The 16756-nt window shown below is 71.8% G+C and carries 12 protein-coding genes and 1 riboswitch; of the genes, 2 read left to right on the top strand and 10 right to left on the bottom strand.

The genetic code is table 11. The features are described 5' to 3' along the window. Window positions 1-22: 22 nt before the first annotated feature. The 10 genes from cobI to ACIQI8_RS09950 all read right to left on the bottom strand — a co-directional run bounded on the left by cobI (window position 23) and on the right by ACIQI8_RS09950 (window position 13742). Window positions 23-772, bottom strand: a complete 750-nt coding sequence (cobI, locus tag ACIQI8_RS09995) for a precorrin-2 C(20)-methyltransferase (protein ID WP_402346905.1) — start codon at window positions 770-772, stop codon at window positions 23-25. Beyond that, window positions 769-2232 (bottom strand): cobyrinate a,c-diamide synthase, encoded by a 1464-nt coding sequence (locus ACIQI8_RS09990; RefSeq protein WP_402350333.1) that lies wholly within the window; start codon window positions 2230-2232, stop codon window positions 769-771. Before ACIQI8_RS09990 ends, cobI begins: the two co-directional genes overlap by 4 nt. 31 nt (window positions 2233-2263) lie before the next feature. Then, window positions 2264-2863: a cob(I)yrinic acid a,c-diamide adenosyltransferase gene (gene cobO / locus ACIQI8_RS09985; protein ID WP_402346903.1), complete on the bottom strand. Its 600-nt coding sequence runs from the start codon at window positions 2861-2863 to the stop codon at window positions 2264-2266. After that, window positions 2863-4866, bottom strand: a complete 2004-nt coding sequence (locus tag ACIQI8_RS09980; protein ID WP_402346901.1) for a putative cobaltochelatase — start codon at window positions 4864-4866, stop codon at window positions 2863-2865. The genes cobO and ACIQI8_RS09980 overlap by 1 nt, the downstream gene beginning before the upstream one ends. Next, window positions 4863-8516 (bottom strand): cobaltochelatase subunit CobN, encoded by a 3654-nt coding sequence (gene cobN, locus ACIQI8_RS09975; RefSeq protein WP_402346899.1) that lies wholly within the window; start codon window positions 8514-8516, stop codon window positions 4863-4865. Before cobN ends, ACIQI8_RS09980 begins: the two co-directional genes overlap by 4 nt. Then, the gene (locus tag ACIQI8_RS09970) at window positions 8513-10024 is read right to left on the bottom strand and encodes a cobyric acid synthase (RefSeq protein WP_402346897.1); all 1512 of its coding nucleotides are present in this window, start codon (window positions 10022-10024) and stop codon (window positions 8513-8515) included. Before ACIQI8_RS09970 ends, cobN begins: the two co-directional genes overlap by 4 nt. Then, window positions 10021-10962, bottom strand: coding sequence for a cobalamin biosynthesis protein (locus ACIQI8_RS09965; RefSeq protein ID WP_402346895.1), 942 nt, complete (start codon window positions 10960-10962; stop codon window positions 10021-10023). The genes ACIQI8_RS09970 and ACIQI8_RS09965 overlap by 4 nt, the downstream gene beginning before the upstream one ends. Before the next feature lie 97 nt (window positions 10963-11059). Continuing rightward, window positions 11060-11223: riboswitch (cobalamin riboswitch) on the bottom strand. A 67-nt stretch (window positions 11224-11290) separates the two neighbouring features. Beyond that, the gene (locus tag ACIQI8_RS09960) at window positions 11291-11512 is read right to left on the bottom strand and encodes a hypothetical protein (protein WP_402346893.1); all 222 of its coding nucleotides are present in this window, start codon (window positions 11510-11512) and stop codon (window positions 11291-11293) included. 34 nt (window positions 11513-11546) lie between these two features. After that, entirely contained in the window at window positions 11547-12797 is a 1251-nt protein-coding gene (locus ACIQI8_RS09955) for an anion permease (RefSeq protein ID WP_402346891.1), read from the bottom strand. Between the two features lie 153 nt (window positions 12798-12950). After that, entirely contained in the window at window positions 12951-13742 is a 792-nt protein-coding gene (locus ACIQI8_RS09950; protein ID WP_402346889.1) for a lysozyme, read from the bottom strand. 195 nt (window positions 13743-13937) lie between these two features. Here ACIQI8_RS09950 and ACIQI8_RS09945 point away from each other — a divergent pair, with 195 nt between their 5' ends. Both ACIQI8_RS09945 and ACIQI8_RS09940 read left to right on the top strand, forming a co-directional pair. Then, entirely contained in the window at window positions 13938-14669 is a 732-nt protein-coding gene (locus ACIQI8_RS09945; RefSeq protein WP_402346887.1) for a class II aldolase/adducin family protein, read from the top strand. A gap of 381 nt (window positions 14670-15050) precedes the next feature. Next, window positions 15051-16181 carry an alpha/beta hydrolase family protein gene (locus ACIQI8_RS09940; RefSeq protein WP_402346885.1) on the top strand — a complete coding sequence of 377 codons (1131 nt, stop codon included), beginning with the start codon at window positions 15051-15053 and terminating at the stop codon, window positions 16179-16181. Window positions 16182-16756: the final 575 nt, after the last annotated feature.

Raw genomic sequence — 16756 nt, 5'->3', positions numbered from 1 at the left:
GTCCTGTCGGTTGTCTCGGTTCTCACAATTTCCCGCCCCGCCCGCCGTCGCGCCGAGCGGGCGCGATGAGCGTGGAGAGATACGGCAACGCAGTCCCGTCGAGCTCGGCGGCGGGCCGGATGGACTCGGACTCAAGACCCAGGGCCGACCCCCACACCGCGTCCTCGATCCGTCCGGTCTCCCGCAGGGCCTCGGCGACCTCACCGGCCTGCCGCCCGAACTTGTACGCGACGACCGTGCCGGGCCCGGCGAGCGCGTCCTTGAGCACGGCCGCCCCGGCGGTGACGGGCACGAGGGTGAGCGGCTCGGTGCCCTCGGTCAGCACGGCCCCGGAACGCGCGGCGAGGTCCTGCATGGCGGTGATCCCGGGCACGGTCTCGATGAGGACGCCCGGCACCAACTCCCCGATGGTCTGCGCGAGATAGGTGAAGGTCGAGTACACGTTGGGGTCACCGATGGTGGCGAAGGCGACGTTCCCGCTCTCGCGCAACAGCTGCGCCACCCGTTCCCCGGCGGCATCCCAGGCAGCCTCCCGCCGCGCGTGATCGCTGCGCTCGTTGAGCGCGAACACGACCCGCAGGACCTTCTCCTGGGGCACGTAGTGCAACACGGTCGCCTCGGCGCGCCCCCGCTCGCCGCCGTCTGTTCCATCAGACGCAGCCATCACGGGTACGACGACCACATCGGCGGCCCGCAGCGCGTTGACGCCCTTGACGGTCACCAGCTCGGGATCGCCGGGACCCACCCCGACTCCGATCAACTTGCTGCTCATGACGTCCGGCACCTCTCCAAGAACCTAAGGGCGACACCGGGCTCGGAAGCCCAGTGCGTATGCAGATAACTCGCGTGCACGCCGTCTTGCACAAAACCTTCGAGACGCCGCGTCGGAGCACGCATGCCCCAAGCGGCAACCGCCCCGGCCCCCGGCTCGACGACCGTCCGGTGGAACTCGTGCCCGCGCATCCGCGTCCCGGCGACGGCGAGCACGCTGTCACTCACGGCCACGGCATCCCGATACCCGAGCGTCAGCCGCTCGGTCATCCGCGCGCTCGCGTCGAGCACCCCGCACATCGGCAGCCCGTCCAACTCCCGGCACAGATAGAGCAACCCGGCACACTCGGCGGCAATGGGAGCGCCGGTCTCCGCGAGGGCGGCGACGGACTTACGGAGGGGTTCGTTGGCGGACAACTCGGAGGCATACACCTCGGGGAACCCACCCCCGATGACCAACCCGTTCGTCCCCTCGGGGAGTTGCTCGTCATGGAGCGGATCAAAGGTGACGACTTCGGCACCGGCGGCACGGAGCAACTCGGTGTGCTCGGCGTAGGAAAAGGTGAAGGCGGACCCACCGGCAACGGCAACCTTCACTTGCTGGCGCCGGCCCGCATGCACGCCCTCGTCCTTCAGCCCCTCCGGCGTTTGAGGGGCGGGGTCTGGGGCGGAGCCCCAGGACGGGACGGGCAGGGGCGGCGGGGGCGAAGAAGCCAGAGCCGCAGCCGCATCCCAAGCCGCACAGGACAACGCCCCGGCACCGCGCGCCAGCGCAAGCAACCCCTCCAGATCACACCCCCGCTCAACCTGCGCGGCCATCGCCGCAACCGCCTCCACCGCCTCCGCCCGCCGCTCGGCGACCGGCACCAACCCCAGATGCCTGCCCGGCGTATCCACCTGAGCCACCCGCCGCAACACCCCGAGCACGGGCACCCCGGCCGACTCCAACGCCTCTCGCAGCAACTCCTCGTGCCGATCGGAGGCGACCTTGTTCAAAATCACGCCCCCGACCCGAACCTCCGGATCCCAGGAGGCAAACCCATGCACCAGCGCCGCCACCGACCGGGACTGCGAAGACGCGTCGACGACAAGCACCACAGGCGCCCGCAGCAACTTCGCCACATGCGCGGTGGACGCCAGTTCACCCTCCCCGGCGGCCCCGTCGAACATCCCCATCACACCCTCGACGACGGCGACATCACACCCGCGCGCCCCATGCGCGAACAGCGGACCGACCAACTCCGGCCCACACAGGTACGCGTCGAGATTCCGCCCCACCCGCCCGGTGGCGAGCGCGTGATACCCGGGATCGATGTAGTCGGGCCCGACCTTGTGTGGAGACACGGTGAGCCCCCGCGCGGTCAGCGCGGCCATCAACCCCGTGGCAACGGTGGTCTTGCCGCTGCCGGAGGAGGGCGCGGCGATGACCAGCCGAGGCACGGCGGACGAGGAGGAAGTCACGGAGACGGACGACGAGGAGAACGTCACGGGGTCACCACTCGATACCCCTCTGGCCCTTCTGGCCCACGTCCATGGGGTGCTTGACCTTGGACATGTCAGTCACAAGATCGGCGAACTCGACCAGTTTCTCAGGCGCGTTTCGCCCCGTGATGACCACATGTTGATTCCCGGGCCGCCCCCGCAACACCTCGATCACCTCGTCCGTGTCCACCCACCCCCAGTGCATCGGATAGGCGAACTCGTCAAGCACATAGAGCCGGTACGTCTCCGCGGCGAGATCCCGCTTGACCTGCTCCCAGCCCTCGCGGGCCTTCTCCTCGTTGTCCATCTGGGCATCCCGCTGCACCCAGGACCACCCCTCGCCCATCTTGTGCCAGTCGACGGTCCCGCCCTCCCCGGAAGCCCCCAGCACCCGAAGCGCGTTCTCCTCGCCGACCTTCCACTTCGCCGACTTGACGAACTGGAACACCCCGATCGGCCACCCCTGATTCCAGGCCCGCAGCGCAAGCCCGAAAGCGGCGGTGGACTTGCCCTTGCCAACTCCCGTGTGCACGACGACCAGAGGCCGATTACGCCGTTGACGAGTCGTCAGCCCATCGTCCGGCACCACACTCGGCTGCCCTTGCGGCATTACGCGGCCCTCCTCTGTACGTCCTTGACCAGCCCGGCGATCGAGTCGGCCCGCAACTCGTCCAGCGTCACCGCCGTACCTTCCAGCTCACGGGCCAACTGCCCGGCCAGCCCCAGCCGTACGGGCCCCGACTCGCAGTCCACGACCACGGAGGCGACCCCGTCGGCCGCGAACAACCGCGCGGCCCGCCCGGCGAGCGCGACCGGCTCGGGCCCTCCCGTCGCCCGCCCGTCGGTCACCACGACCACCAGCGCCCGCCGCGCGGGATCCCGCAACCGCTCCACCCGCAACACGTCACGCGCCTTGAGCAACCCGGCCGCGAGCGGCGTACGCCCCCCGGTCGGCAACGACTCCAGCCGTACGGCGGCGGCGTCCACGGACGAGGTGGGGGGCAACGCGACATCAGCACTCGCCCCCCGGAAAGTCACGAGCCCCACCTTGTCCCGCCGCTGATAGGCATCCAACAGCAGCGACAGCACAGCCCCCTTGACCGCACTCATCCGCTGCCGAGCCGCCATCGACCCCGAGGCATCTACCACGAACAGCACGAGGTTCCCCTCGCGCCCCTCCCGCGTCGCCTGCCGCAGATCGTCCCGGCGTACGACCAGCCCACGCCCGGCCCGACCGCGCGCCAGCTGATGCGGCGCGGCGGCCTGCACGGTCGCCGCCAAGTGCAGCTTGGTGAGCGCCCCTTGGGGCCGCCGGGCCCCGGTGGTCCGCCCGTGCTCGGTCCGCGCCCGCGAACGCCGCCCGGCGGCACCCTCGCCGATCCCCGGCACACTCAGCGCCTTGGTGCGGAAGGGTTCGGAGGCCCGTACGGGCTGCTGCTCCCCGGCACCCTGCGGCGGACCGTCCTCGCCGGCCTCGGGCCGCGCACCGGTGTCGCCACCCTCGGGCCCGTCGGAGTCCGAGGCCGGCGGCTGCCCGCCACCGCCACCGGAGTCATCCGGACCATCGGGCCCCGGATCGTCATCTTCGGGCGCCTGCTCCTGCTCCGCGAACTCCTCCAGCGTCTCGTCGAGCTTGTTCTCGTCAAGTCCCGGAGCATCAAAGGGATTACGACGCCTGCGGTGCGGCAGCGCGAGCAGTGCCGCCTGCCGTACGTCCTCGGCGAGCACGTCGGTCCGCCTCGCCCACGCGGCCAGCGCGGTCGCCGTGCGTGCCATCACGATGTCGGCCCGCATGCCGTCCACCTCGAAGGCGGCACAGGTCGCCGCGATCTGCCGCAGCGCCCCGTCGCCCAGCCGCACCGACGGCAACAACTCCCGCGCCGCGACGATCCGCCTGCGTACCGACGACTCCTCGTCCGCCCAACGCGCCGAGAAACCGGCCGGATCGTCGTCGTAGGCGAGCCTGCGGCGGACCACCTCGACCCGCTGGTCGGGCTCGCGCGAGGCGGCCACCTCGACGGTCAGGCCGAACCGGTCGAGCAACTGCGGCCGCAGCTCGCCCTCTTCGGGGTTCATGGTGCCGACGAGCAGGAAGCGCGCCGCATGCCGGACCGAGACACCCTCGCGCTCGACGTACGAGGCGCCCATCGCCGCCGCGTCCAGCAGCAGGTCGACCAGGTGGTCGTGGAGAAGGTTGACCTCGTCGACGTAGAGGATCCCGCGGTGCGCGTCGGCGAGCAGGCCGGGCTCGAAGGCCTTCACGCCCTCGGACAGCGCCCGTTCGATGTCGAGGGCGCCCACGAGCCGGTCCTCCGAGGCGCCGACCGGCAGTTCGACCATCCGCGCCGGACGCGTCTCGAACGCCCCCGGCTCGTGCGGTCCGTCCGGACAGGCGGGGTCGGGGGAGTCGGGGTCGCAGGAGAAACGGCACCCGGCGACGACGTTCAGCGCCGGCATGAGCGCCGAAAGGGCGCGTACCGCCGTCGACTTGGCGGTGCCCTTCTCGCCGCGCACCAGCACACCGCCGACCGCCGGCGAGACGGCGTTCAGCAGCAGCGCGAGCCGCAGGTCGTCCTGGCCGACAACGGCCGTGAACGGAAAGGGGGTACTCACTTCTCGTCGCCCTCCAGGTCGCCCTCAAGCTCCAGGTAGATCGCCCGCAGCCGCTCCAGCGTGTCGGCGTCCGGCTCGGCCCACAGCCCGCGCTCGGCCGCTTCGAGGAGCCGTTCGGTGATGCCGCGCAGTGCCCACGGGTTGGATTTCTTCATGAAGTCCTGGTTCTCCGGGGCGAAGACGTACTCGGCGCTGAGCTTCTCGTACATCCAGTCGTCCACGACCCCGGCCGTGGCGTCGTACCCGAAGAGGTAGTCGACGGTCGCCGCCATCTCGAAGGCGCCCTTGTAGCCGTGCCGCCGCATCGCCGCCATCCAGCGGGGGTTGACGACGCGGGCGCGGAAGACGCGGTGCGTCTCCTCGCCCAGCGTGCGGGTCTTCACCTGGTCCGGGGTGGCGGAGTCGCCGACGTACGCCTCGGGGGAGGCGCCGGTCAGATGCCGGACCATGGCGACCATGCCGCCGTGGTACTGGAAGTAGTCGTCGGCGTCGACGAGATCGTGCTCGCGGGTGTCGACGTTCTTCGCCGCCACGGCGATTCGCTTGAACGCGGTCTCCATGTCCCCGCGCGCCTGTCGCCCGTCCAGGCCGCGCCCGTAGGCGTACCCGCCCCACACCGCGTACACCTCGGCGAGGTCCGCGTCGCTGCGCCAGTTGCGCGCGTCGATCAGCGGCAGCAGACCGGCGCCGTACGCCCCCGGCTTGGATCCGAAGATACGGGCCGTGGCCCGGCGCCGGTCGCCGTGCTCGGCGGTGTCCTCGTCGGCGTGCTTGCGGACGTAGTTGGACTCGGGGGGCTCGTTCAGATCGGCCACCGCCCGTACCGCGTCGTCGATCAGCCCGACGACGTGCGGGAATGCGTCCCGGAAGAAGCCGGAGATGCGCACCGTGACGTCGATGCGCGGCCGGCCCAACTCCGTGACGGGCACGATCTCGAAGCCCGTCACCCGGCGCGAGGCGTCGTCCCAGACCGGACGGCAGCCCAGCAGCGCGAGGATCTCGGCGATGTCGTCACCCTGGGTCCGCATCGCCGACGTACCCCAGACCGTGAGGCCGACGGACTTGGGGAACTCGCCGTTGTCCTGGAGGTAGCGCTGCACGAGCGAGTCGGCGAGGGACTGGCCGACCTCCCAACTCAGCCTGGACGGAATGGCCTTGGGGTCGACCGAGTAGAAGTTGCGGCCGGTCGGCAGGACGTTGACCAGGCCACGGGTCGGCGAGCCCGACGGGCCCGCCGGAACGTAACCCCCGTCGAGCGCGAGCAGAATGTGGTCGATCTCGTCGGTGGTGCGGGCGAGCCGGGGGACCACCTCTTCGCAGGCGAACTCCAACACCGCGACGGCATCCGGGAGTTCGGCGCCGATAACGGCATGGACGAGCGCCGGGACGGCGGTGACGTCCCACTCCTGGGCCTCCATGCCCTCCGCGAACCGGCGGCACAACTGCTCCAGCAGATCGATCGCGTCGGCGGCTGACCGGGCCGGTCCCTCGACCAGCTCCGTCAGCTCCACCGGCACCTTCACGGGTGCGCCCGGCTCGGCCAGCAACTCCTTCTCGCCGAGCCCGAAATGCTCGGCCAGCGAGGCCCGCAGCCCCGGCAGCGCGTTGGCCTGGCCGCCCCATACCTGCGAGGCGCGCAGCACGGCGAGCACGAGGTTCACGCGCGCTTCGCCGACCGGGCCGCCGCCGAGGATGTGCAGTCCGTCGCGGATCTGCACGTCCTTGATCTCGCACAGATAGCCGTCGATGTGCATCACGAACTCGTCGAACGCGGCGTCGTCCGGCTGGTCGTCCACATGCAGGTCGTGGTGCAGCTCGGCCGCCTTCACCAGCGTCCAGATCTGCGCGCGCACGGCCGGTGCCTTCGTCGGGTCCAGGTCGGACACCATCGCGTACTCGTCGAGGAGTTGCTCCAGCTTCGCCAGATCGCCGTACGTGTCGGCCCGCGCCATCGGCGGCACCAGGTGGTCGACGACCGTGGCGTGCCCGCGCCGCTTGGCCTGGGTGCCCTCGCCGGGGTCGTTGACGATGAACGGGTAGATGAGCGGGAGTTCGCCGAGCACCGCGTCCGGCGCACAGCCGCCGCTGAGCCCGAGTCCCTTGCCGGGCAGCCATTCCATCGTGCCGTGCTTGCCCATGTGGACGATCGCGTCCGCGCCGAAGCTGTTGTCCAGCCACCGGTACGCGGCCATGTAGTGGTGCGACGGCGGCATGTCGGGGTCGTGGTAGATCGCGATCGGGTTCTCGCCGAAGCCGCGCGGCGGCTGGATCATCACGACGACGTTCCCGAACTGCAGAGACGCGAGCACGATGTCGTCGCCGTCGACGTAGAGGCTGCCCGGCGGCTCGCCCCACGCGTCCAACATGCCCTGCCTGAGCTCCGGTTCGAGCGTGTCGAACCACGCCCGGTAGTCGGCGAGCGGCACCCGCGCCGGCGCGGCGGCCAGCTGCTCCTCGGTGAGCCATTCGACGTCGTGGCCACCGGCGTTGATGAGCGTGTGGATCAGCTCGTCACCGTTGTCCGGGTGACCTTCGACGACGTACCCGGCGTCCCGGAGCGCGTCCAGCACCTGGATGGCCGAGGCGGGCGTGTCCAGTCCCACGGCGTTACCCACGCGCGAGTGCTTGGTCGGATACGCGGTGAAGACGAGCGCGAGCTTCTTCTCGGCGTTCGGCTTGTGCTTCAACTTCGCGTGCCGTACGGCGATTCCGGCGACCCGCGCGGATCGCTCGGGGTCGGCCACGTACACCGGGACATCGTCCGGACCCTGCTCCTTGAAGGAGAAGGGGACCGTGATCAGCCGCCCGTCGAACTCCGGGATCGCGACCTGCATCGCCGCGTCCATGGGGGAGAGGGCGGCGTCGGACTCGTCCCACGCGGCCCTGGACGACGTGAGGCAGAGCCCTTGCAGCACCGGCACGTTGAGGTCGGCCAGCGCGCCGATGTCCCACGCCTCCTCGTCACCGCCCGCCGAGGCCTGGGAGGCGTGGGTGCCGCCGGCTGCGAGGACGGTGGCGACGAGCGCGTCGGCCCTGCCGAGGATCTCGTACAGCCCGGCATCGGCACCGCGCAGCGAACCGCAGTACACGGCAAGGGCGTTGGCGCCCTTCGCCTCGATCGCGTCGCAGAGGGTGTCCACGAAGGCGGTGTTGCCGGAGAGGTGATGCGCCCGGTAGAAGAGCACGCCGACCGTCGGACGGCCCTCGACGAAGGCCCGCTCGCCGTGGACACCGAACTCGGCCATCTTGCGCGGCTCCTCGAAGCCCTCGCCGGTGAGCAGCACGGTGTCGGAGAGGAACCGGGCGAGTTCCGCCAGGTTCTCCGGGCCGCCCTCGACGAGATACCGCAACGCCTCGGCCACCACACCGGCCGGCACCGACGACTCCGCCATCAACTCGGCGTCGGGGACGGTCTCCCCGCCCAGCAGCACGGTCGGAATCCCGGACGCCTTCAGCGCGGCGAGCCCGTCCTCCCAGGCCCGCTTGCCGCCGAGCAGCCGTACGACGGCGAGGTCCGCGCCGTCGAGGAGTGCGGGCAACTCGCCCTCGACATCCACCCGGTTCGGGTTGCCGATCCGGTACCCGGCGCCGGCGGCCCGGGCCGCCAGCAGATCCGTGTCGGCGGTCGACAACAACAACACTGTGCTCATGCGGGCGCTCCCGGTGGAATGAAAGGCAGTCCTTGCGGCGCGCCGGACTCGATGAGCCGCCACAGCGCGTCCGTGTCCGCGTGCTGTTCGATCAGGTCGCCGAGCCGGTCGAGCTGCTCCTCGCGCAGCGCGGCGAACGAGGTGTCGGCGGCGGGCACGAACCGGCGCCCCGCGGCGGCCGCCACTTCGCGCAGGAACGCCCGCCGGAATCCGTCCGACTCCAGCGAGCCGTGCCAGTGCGTGCCCCAGGTCTGACCGACCCGGCAGCCGTCCAAGAAGGGTTCGCCGCCGTTCAGTTGGGCGACACCGTGGTGGATCTCGTACCCCTCGACCGTCTCGCCGATGGCTTCCCCCACCGGCCTGGTGAGCGTCTTCTCGCGCGCGAACCGCACCCGCAGGGGCAGCACCCCGAGCCCGTCCACATGTCCGCGCCGGCTCTCGACCTCGTCCTCGATGTGCTCGCCGAGGACCTGGAAACCACCACAGATACCGAGGATCGGCCGCTGCTCGGCGGCCCTGCGGACCAGGGCGTCGGCAAGTCCCCGCTCCCGCAGCCATTCCAGCGCCTTCACCGTGCCCCGCGTTCCGGGGATCACGACGAGATCGGCGTCGGCCAGTTCCTCCGGCCGGTCCACGAACCGCACCACGACGCCCGGTTCGGCGGCCAGCGCGTCCACGTCCGTGAAGTTGGACATGAGCGGGATCGCGCAGACGGCGACGCGCAGCACGTCCTCACCGACGGGCGGCGCGGTGCTGGACTCGCGGACGGTCCCGCGCAGCGAGATCCGCAGCCCGTCCTCCTCGTCGATCCCGAGTCCGTGCCGGAAGGGCAGCACGCCGTACGTCCGCCGCCCGGTGAGGCCGAGGAGCATCTCCAACCCCGGTTCCAGCAGCGTCACATCGCCGCGGAACTTGTTGACGAGGAACCCGGCGACGAGGGCCTGGTCCTCGGGCGAGAGCAGCGCGACGGTCCCGAAGAAGGAGGCGAAGACACCCCCGCGGTCGATGTCGCCCACCACGAGCACGGGCAGCCGCGCGTTGCGCGCGATCCCCATGTTCACGATGTCGGTCCGCCGCAGATTGATCTCGGCAGGACTGCCGGCCCCCTCGCAGATCACCGCGTCATACGTGCCCCGCAACTCGGCGAGACAGTCGAGCACGGTCCCGAGCAACCGTTCCTGCCGCCCGCCGTGATAGCCCCGCGCACTCATCTCGCCGACCGGCCTGCCCATGAGGACGACCTGGCTGCTCCGCTCGCCACCGGGCTTGAGCAGCACGGGATTCATCAGCGCGGTCGGCTCGATCCGGCAGGCCTGCGCCTGCATGGCCTGCGCCCGCCCGATCTCGGCGCCCTCGCGCGTCACGAACGAATTGAGGGACATGTTCTGCGCCTTGAACGGCGCGACCTTCACGCCCTGCCGCACCAGCCACCGGCAGATCCCGGCCGTCACGACACTCTTGCCGGCGTCGGAGGTGGTCCCGGCGACCAACAGCCCGCCGCCGCTCATGAGTTGCGTCCCTTCGTGAGCAGCCGCCCGGCGACGCTCACGCCGAGCGCGAGCAGACCGACGCGCCGGGAGAGCCGTACGGCCCGGTCGATGTCGTCCACGGCCACCGCGCGCCCGGCTCCGTTGAGCACGGGCCGGTGCTCGACCCGTCCCCCGTACGACAGCGTCCCGCCCAGCCGCACCCCGAGCGCCCCCGCGAACGAGGCCTCCACGGGCCCGGCGTTGGGGCTCGGGTGCTTGCCGGCATCAGTGCGCCAGGCGCGTACCGCCCCTCGCGGATCGTCGCCCGCCACGGTCGCGAGTACGGCGGTGAGCCGTGCCCCCGGCCAGCCGGCCACGTCGTCGAGGCGGGCCGAAGCCCAGCCGTAGCGGCGGTACTTGGCCGACCTGTGCCCGACCATGGCGTCGAGGGTGTTCACGGCCCGGAAGCCGACAAGGCCCGGCACGCCCGCCACCGCACCCCACACCAGGGCGCCCACCACCGCGTCGGAGGTGTTCTCGGCGACGGACTCGACGACGGCCCGGGCGATCCCGTCGGCGTCGAGGGCCTGGGGGTCGCGCCCGCAGAGATGGGGCAGCCGGGCCCGCGCGCCCTCGATGTCCCCGGCCTCCAGCGCACGACCGATGACCCCGGCCTCGCGGGCGAGGGAGGTCCCGCCGACGACGGCCCAGGTGGCGGCGGCGGTCAGCGCGACGGAGGCGGTACGGGAGGGCCGTACGGCCGAAGTGGCCACGGCGGCCAGGGCGATGGCACCGCCCGCGCACACGGCGGTGTGCAGGGCACCCCACCCGCGGTGGTCGCGCCACAGCACCCGCTCCACGGCACCGGCGGCCCGGCCGAACGCGGCGACCGGATGGCCGCGGCGCGGATCGCCGAGCAGATGGTCACCGAGGAGGCCGGCGGCGGCGCCGTACGCGAAGACGCGATCGGCACGCATCGGCTCAGCCGGCCGTCGGATCGGGCAGAGCTCGGGTGATGGACCTCAACAGGCGGCCGCGCATGGCGAATTGTCCTCACTCAGGGTGTCCGCGCCCTGGTTCGAAGAGAGCGACGGCGAGAGTTCCTGGCTCCCGGGACTACCTACCCCGGTGACAGTGGCGGGACCGCGCCGGAATCACACCGGCTTCCTCTCTTGCCGCCGTACTTGGCCCCGGCAGTCCACCACGGGCCTGGAAGAACCGTCAACTTGCCGCTGACCTGCGACGGGAGAGTGTGCTGAGGCCCACACGAGCCCCGTCGGAGGTCAGCGGACGGACGGGCGGCGATCAGGCGACGATCAGGGAGATCCCGTACGCCACAGCCGCCGCGCACGCCGCGAAGCAGACGTAGGCGCCGGTCACCGCGAGGGTGGCCGAGCCGCCCTGGGCCGTGGCCTTCTCCTGGCGGGACAGGCCCGCGACGCCGAGGGTGAACAGGGCCACGAGGCCCACGGTGACCACGAGGCTGACGCCGAAGACGGAGCCGAGAGTCGCCCAGTCGATGTGCATGCTGGTGATTCCTTCGTTACCGGGTGGGCGGGGCTCAGAGGGCGGGGGCGGCGGCCGACGGGGCGGCCGGGTCGGCCGCGGAGGTCGTGGGCGCCGGGATCGTGGCCGTCAGGCCGTCGGTGACCGGGCCCGCGGGGGGCGGGGTCACGGCGGCGATCGCGGTGGTCACCACGCCGGCCGGCTCCTCGGTCTCGTTGACGTTGCTGTGGTCGACGACCTCGCGGCGGGACAGCTTCCAGATGGCGGCGCTGGAGGCGATCAGGAAGACGGCGACGACGGCCGTGCCCCAGTCGCCGAGGTCGGTGACGGACTCGGCGAGCGCGCCCACCAGGGCGGCGGCCGGCAGGGTCAGGCCCCAGGCGGCGAACATGCGGGTCGCCGTCGACCAGCGGACCACGCCGCCCTTGCGGCCCAGGCCCGCGCCCATCACCGAGCCGGAGACGACATGCGTGGTGGAGAGGGAGAAGCCGAGGTGGGAGGAGGCCAGGATGGCGGTCGCCGCGCTGGTCTGGGCGGCGAAGCCCTGCTGCGGCTGAAGCTCGGTCAGGCCCTTGCCCATGGTGCGGATGATCCGCCAGCCGCCGAGGTAGGTGCCGAGCGCGATGGCGAGACCGGCGGAGAGGATGACCCAGGTGGGCGGGTCGGAGTCGGGGGCGACGGCGCCGCCGGCGACCAGGGCGAGGGTGATGATGCCCATCGTCTTCTGCGCGTCGTTGGTGCCGTGGGCCAGCGAGACCAGTCCGGCGGAGGCGATCTGGCCGGCGCGGTAGCCCTTCGCGGCGGCCTTGCCGTCGGCCTTCCTGCCGAGCCGGTAGGACAGGCGGGTCGCGAGCAGCGCGGCGACACCGGCCACGATCGGGGCGGCGACCGCCGGGAGCAGCACCTTGGTGACGAGCGCGTCACCGTGCACCGCACCGGTGCCGGCCGAGGCGACGGTCGCGCCGATCAGCCCGCCCATGAGGGCGTGCGAGGAACTGGACGGCAGCCCTACGAGCCAGGTCACCAGGTTCCACAGGATCGCGCCGACCAGCGCGGCGAAGATGACCTCGGGACGGATACCGGTCTCATCGACGAGACCCTTGGAGATCGTGTTGGCGACCTCGACGGAGAGGAAGGCGCCCACCAGGTTGAGCGCGGCGGACATCGCCACCGCCACCTTGGGCTTGAGCGCACCGGTCGAGATGGTGGTGGCCATCGCGTTGGCGGTGTCGTGAAAACCGTTCGTAAAATCGAACGCGAGAGCGGTTACGACCACAATCGCGAGGATCAGCGAGAAGTTTTCCATTTACCCAGACAATCGTTCGAGGTCATCGGTCCTTTGAACGTAGGCAACCTGAATGAACGGAAAGTGAACTGAGGGGGGCTTGGTGGTGTATGGAACGCGAGGTCGCCGCGCCGATCCGTCCCGGTCGGCACGACGACCCCGGCGCCCCTTGGCTCAGTAGCCCCGCGCGAACCGCTTCAGCTGGGCCCGGGTCCCGTTGAAGAGATTCTGATCACCCGGCAGGCTGCCCCTGTTGTCGTACTGCCAGAAGGTCCAGTACGACCATCCCGCAGGCAGCGCTCCCGTGTCCGGCGAGTCGTGGCGGGCGATCCACAGCGGGTTCGCGGCGAGCGCGTCGCTGCCGCCGGTGCACAGGTTCCACCAGTGCGCGGTCGTGTAGATCACCGGCCGGCGCCCGGTCAGCCGCTTCACCTCACTGCTGAACGACTTGATCCAGCCGACCATGCCCGCCTTGCTCAGCCCGTAGCACTTCTTCTTGGAGTCGTACGGGTTGTACTCGATGTCGAGCGCGGGCGGCAGCGTCCGGCCGTCCGCCGTCCAGGCGCCGCCGTGCCGCACGAAGTACGCCGCCTGCGTCTTGCCCGACGACTTGTTCGGCAGGGCGAAGTGGTAGGCGCCGCGGATGATGGCGGCGGCGCGGGCGCCGTCGTACTGCCGGCCGAAGTAGGGGTTCTGATAGGTCGTCGACTCGGTCGCCTTGATGTAGACGAACTCGGCGCCCTTGGCCTTCGCGCTCGACCAGTCGACGTCCTTCTGGTGCGAGGAGACGTCGTGCCCCTTCGGCGGGCTCGCGGCGGAGGCGGGAAGCTCGGCGAGCAGGGTGCCCCCGAGGGCCAGCGCAGCGACGCAGGCCGCGATGGGGCGGCTGCGGCGGAACGGTGTGCGTTGGGGCGCGTGGTGGCGTGTGTGGAAGGGCGCGCGGAACGGTGTACGGGCACGGGCCATATTTCCCCCCGGAATGGCGACGTGTGGACAAAACACCCGGAGATTACTGGAAGATCCCCCACCTCTCGGCGCTCACCGGCCAAGCGCGACACGGAAGAGGTATGTCCGCACTGGCGATCTTCCGGAGGTGCGAGTTCCGCCCTAAAGTGCCCCGACCCGGCGGCGGTCGAGGGGTGCGGCTGGCAGGATCGCGCCATGGCTGAGCAGAGGCGGGACGGTCGGGACGGGCGAGGCGAACGGGGCGGTGCGCAGGGCGTGCCGGAGGCGTGGGGGAGAGCCGTGCACGCGGACGAGGCCCAGGCCTGGGAGACCCTCGTCGCGACGGCCCGCCGCACGGTGTCCGACGGCCTGGTCGTGGGCACCTCCGGCAACGTCTCGGTGCGCGTCGGCGACACCGTGCTGGTCACACCGTCGGGCGTGCCCTACGACCGGCTGACGCCGGACGACGTGACCGGCGTCGACCTCGACGGCCGGCAGGTCCTCGGCACCCTGATCCCGACCAGCGAACTGCCGATGCACCTCGCCGTGTACCACACGACCGACGCGCACGCCGTCGTCCACACGCACGCCGTGCACGCGACGGCCGTCTCGACGCTCGTGCCCGAACTCCCGGTGATCCACTACATGGCCGCGGCTCTGGGCGGCCCGGTCCGAGTCGCCCCCTATGCGGCATACGGCACCGACGAGTTGGCCGAGAACATGCTCCGCGCCCTCGCCGACCGCTCCGGCTGCCTTCTCCAGAACCACGGCACGGTCACCCACGGCACGACCCTCGACCAGGCCTACGACCGCACGGCCCAACTGGAGTGGATGTGCCGCCTGTGGCTGACGGCGTCCTCGGTACCGGGCCTGACACCGACACTCCTCACGGGAGAGCAACTGGCGGAGGTGGGGGAGAAGCTGCGGGGGTACGGGCAGCGGGGGTGAGGCGGCCGGCGGGGGTGGGGCTGAGACCGGGGGAGGCGCCTCGGGCGGGGGGCTGCGTGGCGCGGGAGGGCTGCGTGGCGAGGGGGGCCGCGTGGCGCGGGGGGTCGCCTCGCAGGAGGGGGCGGCTCGCGGGGGTGGCTGGCTCGGAGGGGAGGCCGGCTTGCAGGTAAGGCCGGCTCGCAGGGGAGGCCGGCTCGCAGGGGTGACTGGCTTGCAGGGGAGGCCGGCTCGCAGGGGTGACTGGCTCGCAGGGGAGGCCGGCTTGCAGGAAAGGGCGGCTCGCAGGGGAGGCCGACTCGCAGGAGAGGCCGGTTCGCAAGAGATGTCACCCGTCCCTGCCTCCGGCTGGCCGGTGACCGGCTCCGCCAGGACACTGGACGGGTGCGCACAGTCAAAGCAACGGCCGCTGCCGTCACCGTAGCCCTGGCCGCCGGCGCAGCCTCCGTCGCGGCCGGCCGGTTCGCGAGCGACGCCGCGCTCAAGGCGCCGCCGGGCAGACCGCTGCCGACCGAGCCCCGGCTCACGGTGCATGCCACTGCGGCCGGCCAAGTCGCCCTCACCCGCGCGCTGGCCTCCCTGCGTCCCGGCACCTACGGCCTGGCGGGCGACGATAGCCACGCGGTCGTCGGACCCGTCCTCGACAGCGCCACCCACTCCGCCGACACCGTCGTACGCCGCCTCGAACGCGTCACGCACGGCACCCTGGAACCCGGCGACAAGGTCTGGCTCACCCCGAACGTGCACGTCGGCGACCCCGGCACCGCCCTCGGCCTCGACCACGCGGACGTCGAGGTCACCGGCGAACTCGGCGCCCTGCCCGCGTGGTTCGTGCCCGGTGTGCGGGGCACGTGGGTGATCACGGTGCACGGCCTCGGGGCCACCCGCGAACACCCCATGAACGTCATGGAGTTCCTGCACCGGCAGCAGTTCCCGGTCCTCGACCTCGCCTACCGCGGCGACCCCGGCGCACCCCGCTCTCCTGACGGCCTCCACCACCTCGGCGAGACCGAGTGGCGCGAGCTGGACGCGGCGATCCGGTACGCCGTACGCCAGGGCGCGGGCAAGGTCATCCTGTACGGCTGGTCCACCGGCGCCACCATGGCCCTGCGGGCCGCCGCGCACTCCGGACTGCGCGACCGGGTCTCCGGGCTCGTCCTGGACTCCCCGGTGCTCAGCTGGCCGACGACGCTGCGCGCCCTCGCCTCGGCCCGGCACACGCCGGGCGCCCTGCTGCCGCTCGCGGTACGCGCCGCCCAGGGCCGCACCGGCCTGCGGGGCGACCCCACCGCCGGGACCGCGGACGCCGCCGCGCAACTCACCGTCCCGACCCTGATCCTGCACGGCCCGGACGACACCCTCTCCCCCTGGGCACCCTCCCGCCACCTCGCCGCCGCCCGCCCCGACCTGGTGACACTCCACCCGGTCCACCGCGCCCCACACGCCGCCATGTGGAACGCCGACCCGGCGACCTACGAGGAAACACTGCGCCGGTTTCTCACACCGCTGATGTGACGGTCACGCCGGCGCGTGCCCTTTCTGCTGCGCCGCCAGGCCGTTTTCCGGTGCCGTGGCCCTGATGCGGGCGCCGGCTCCAGGCGCTGTTGATGTGAGGGTGGCTGGCGCCGGTGTCTGCCCTCGCTGCTGCGCCGCTTCGCCGTTTTCCGGCGGTGCCGCCCTGACGTCGGCGCCGGCTCCAGACGTTGCCGGCGTGACGCTCGCGTCGCCGCCTCTCCGCGCCGGTGCGCGACGCCCGCGTTGCTGCCCAACCTGCCGGTGTGCCGACGCGCCGCTGCACGACCCCGACGTACCGCGCCACGCCGCCACGCCCCGCCGATCCCGACCACGCTGCCTCACCACCCGCCCCCACCGATGCGCCGCCGCACTGCCTCCCACCCCCACCGCCGCAAGCCGCCCCGCCCACCCGGCGCCCGCTCACCTCGGCTGTGTCACCCCGGCCACGGCGGCGGCCTCACCCCCGTCACAGCGCCGACCTCACCCTGGTCCCACTCATTCCGTTTAAGGCCGTACCACTGGCCGGTTCTCGGTGCTGAGCGGCTCGCCGGACCCCGCGCCTTGGCCATCCCCGT

This window comes from Streptomyces sp. NPDC092369, assembly GCF_044755245.1.
In the GTDB taxonomy this organism is placed as follows: domain Bacteria; phylum Actinomycetota; class Actinomycetes; order Streptomycetales; family Streptomycetaceae; genus Streptomyces.
Note: the sequence above shows the minus strand (reverse complement) of the source record. Positions and strands in the feature narration are given on the sequence as shown.

What these genes read in the sequence shown, in the direction of transcription:
- cobI (WP_402346905.1), bottom strand. Translation starts at nt 772, where the DNA reads ATGAGCAGCAAGTTGATCGGAGTCGGGGTGGGTCCCGGCGATCCCGAG.
- cobO (WP_402346903.1), bottom strand. Translation starts at nt 2,863, where the DNA reads ATGCCGCAAGGGCAGCCGAGTGTGGTGCCGGACGATGGGCTGACGACT.
- cobN (WP_402346899.1), bottom strand. Translation starts at nt 8,516, where the DNA reads ATGAGCACAGTGTTGTTGTTGTCGACCGCCGACACGGATCTGCTGGCG.
- ACIQI8_RS09970 (WP_402346897.1), bottom strand. Translation starts at nt 10,024, where the DNA reads ATGAGCGGCGGCGGGCTGTTGGTCGCCGGGACCACCTCCGACGCCGGC.
- ACIQI8_RS09965 (WP_402346895.1), bottom strand. Translation starts at nt 10,962, where the DNA reads ATGCGTGCCGATCGCGTCTTCGCGTACGGCGCCGCCGCCGGCCTCCTC.
- ACIQI8_RS09960 (WP_402346893.1), bottom strand. Translation starts at nt 11,512, where the DNA reads ATGCACATCGACTGGGCGACTCTCGGCTCCGTCTTCGGCGTCAGCCTC.
- ACIQI8_RS09955 (WP_402346891.1), bottom strand. Translation starts at nt 12,797, where the DNA reads ATGGAAAACTTCTCGCTGATCCTCGCGATTGTGGTCGTAACCGCTCTC.
- ACIQI8_RS09950 (WP_402346889.1), bottom strand. Translation starts at nt 13,742, where the DNA reads ATGGCCCGTGCCCGTACACCGTTCCGCGCGCCCTTCCACACACGCCAC.
- ACIQI8_RS09945 (WP_402346887.1), top strand. Translation starts at nt 13,938, where the DNA reads ATGGCTGAGCAGAGGCGGGACGGTCGGGACGGGCGAGGCGAACGGGGC.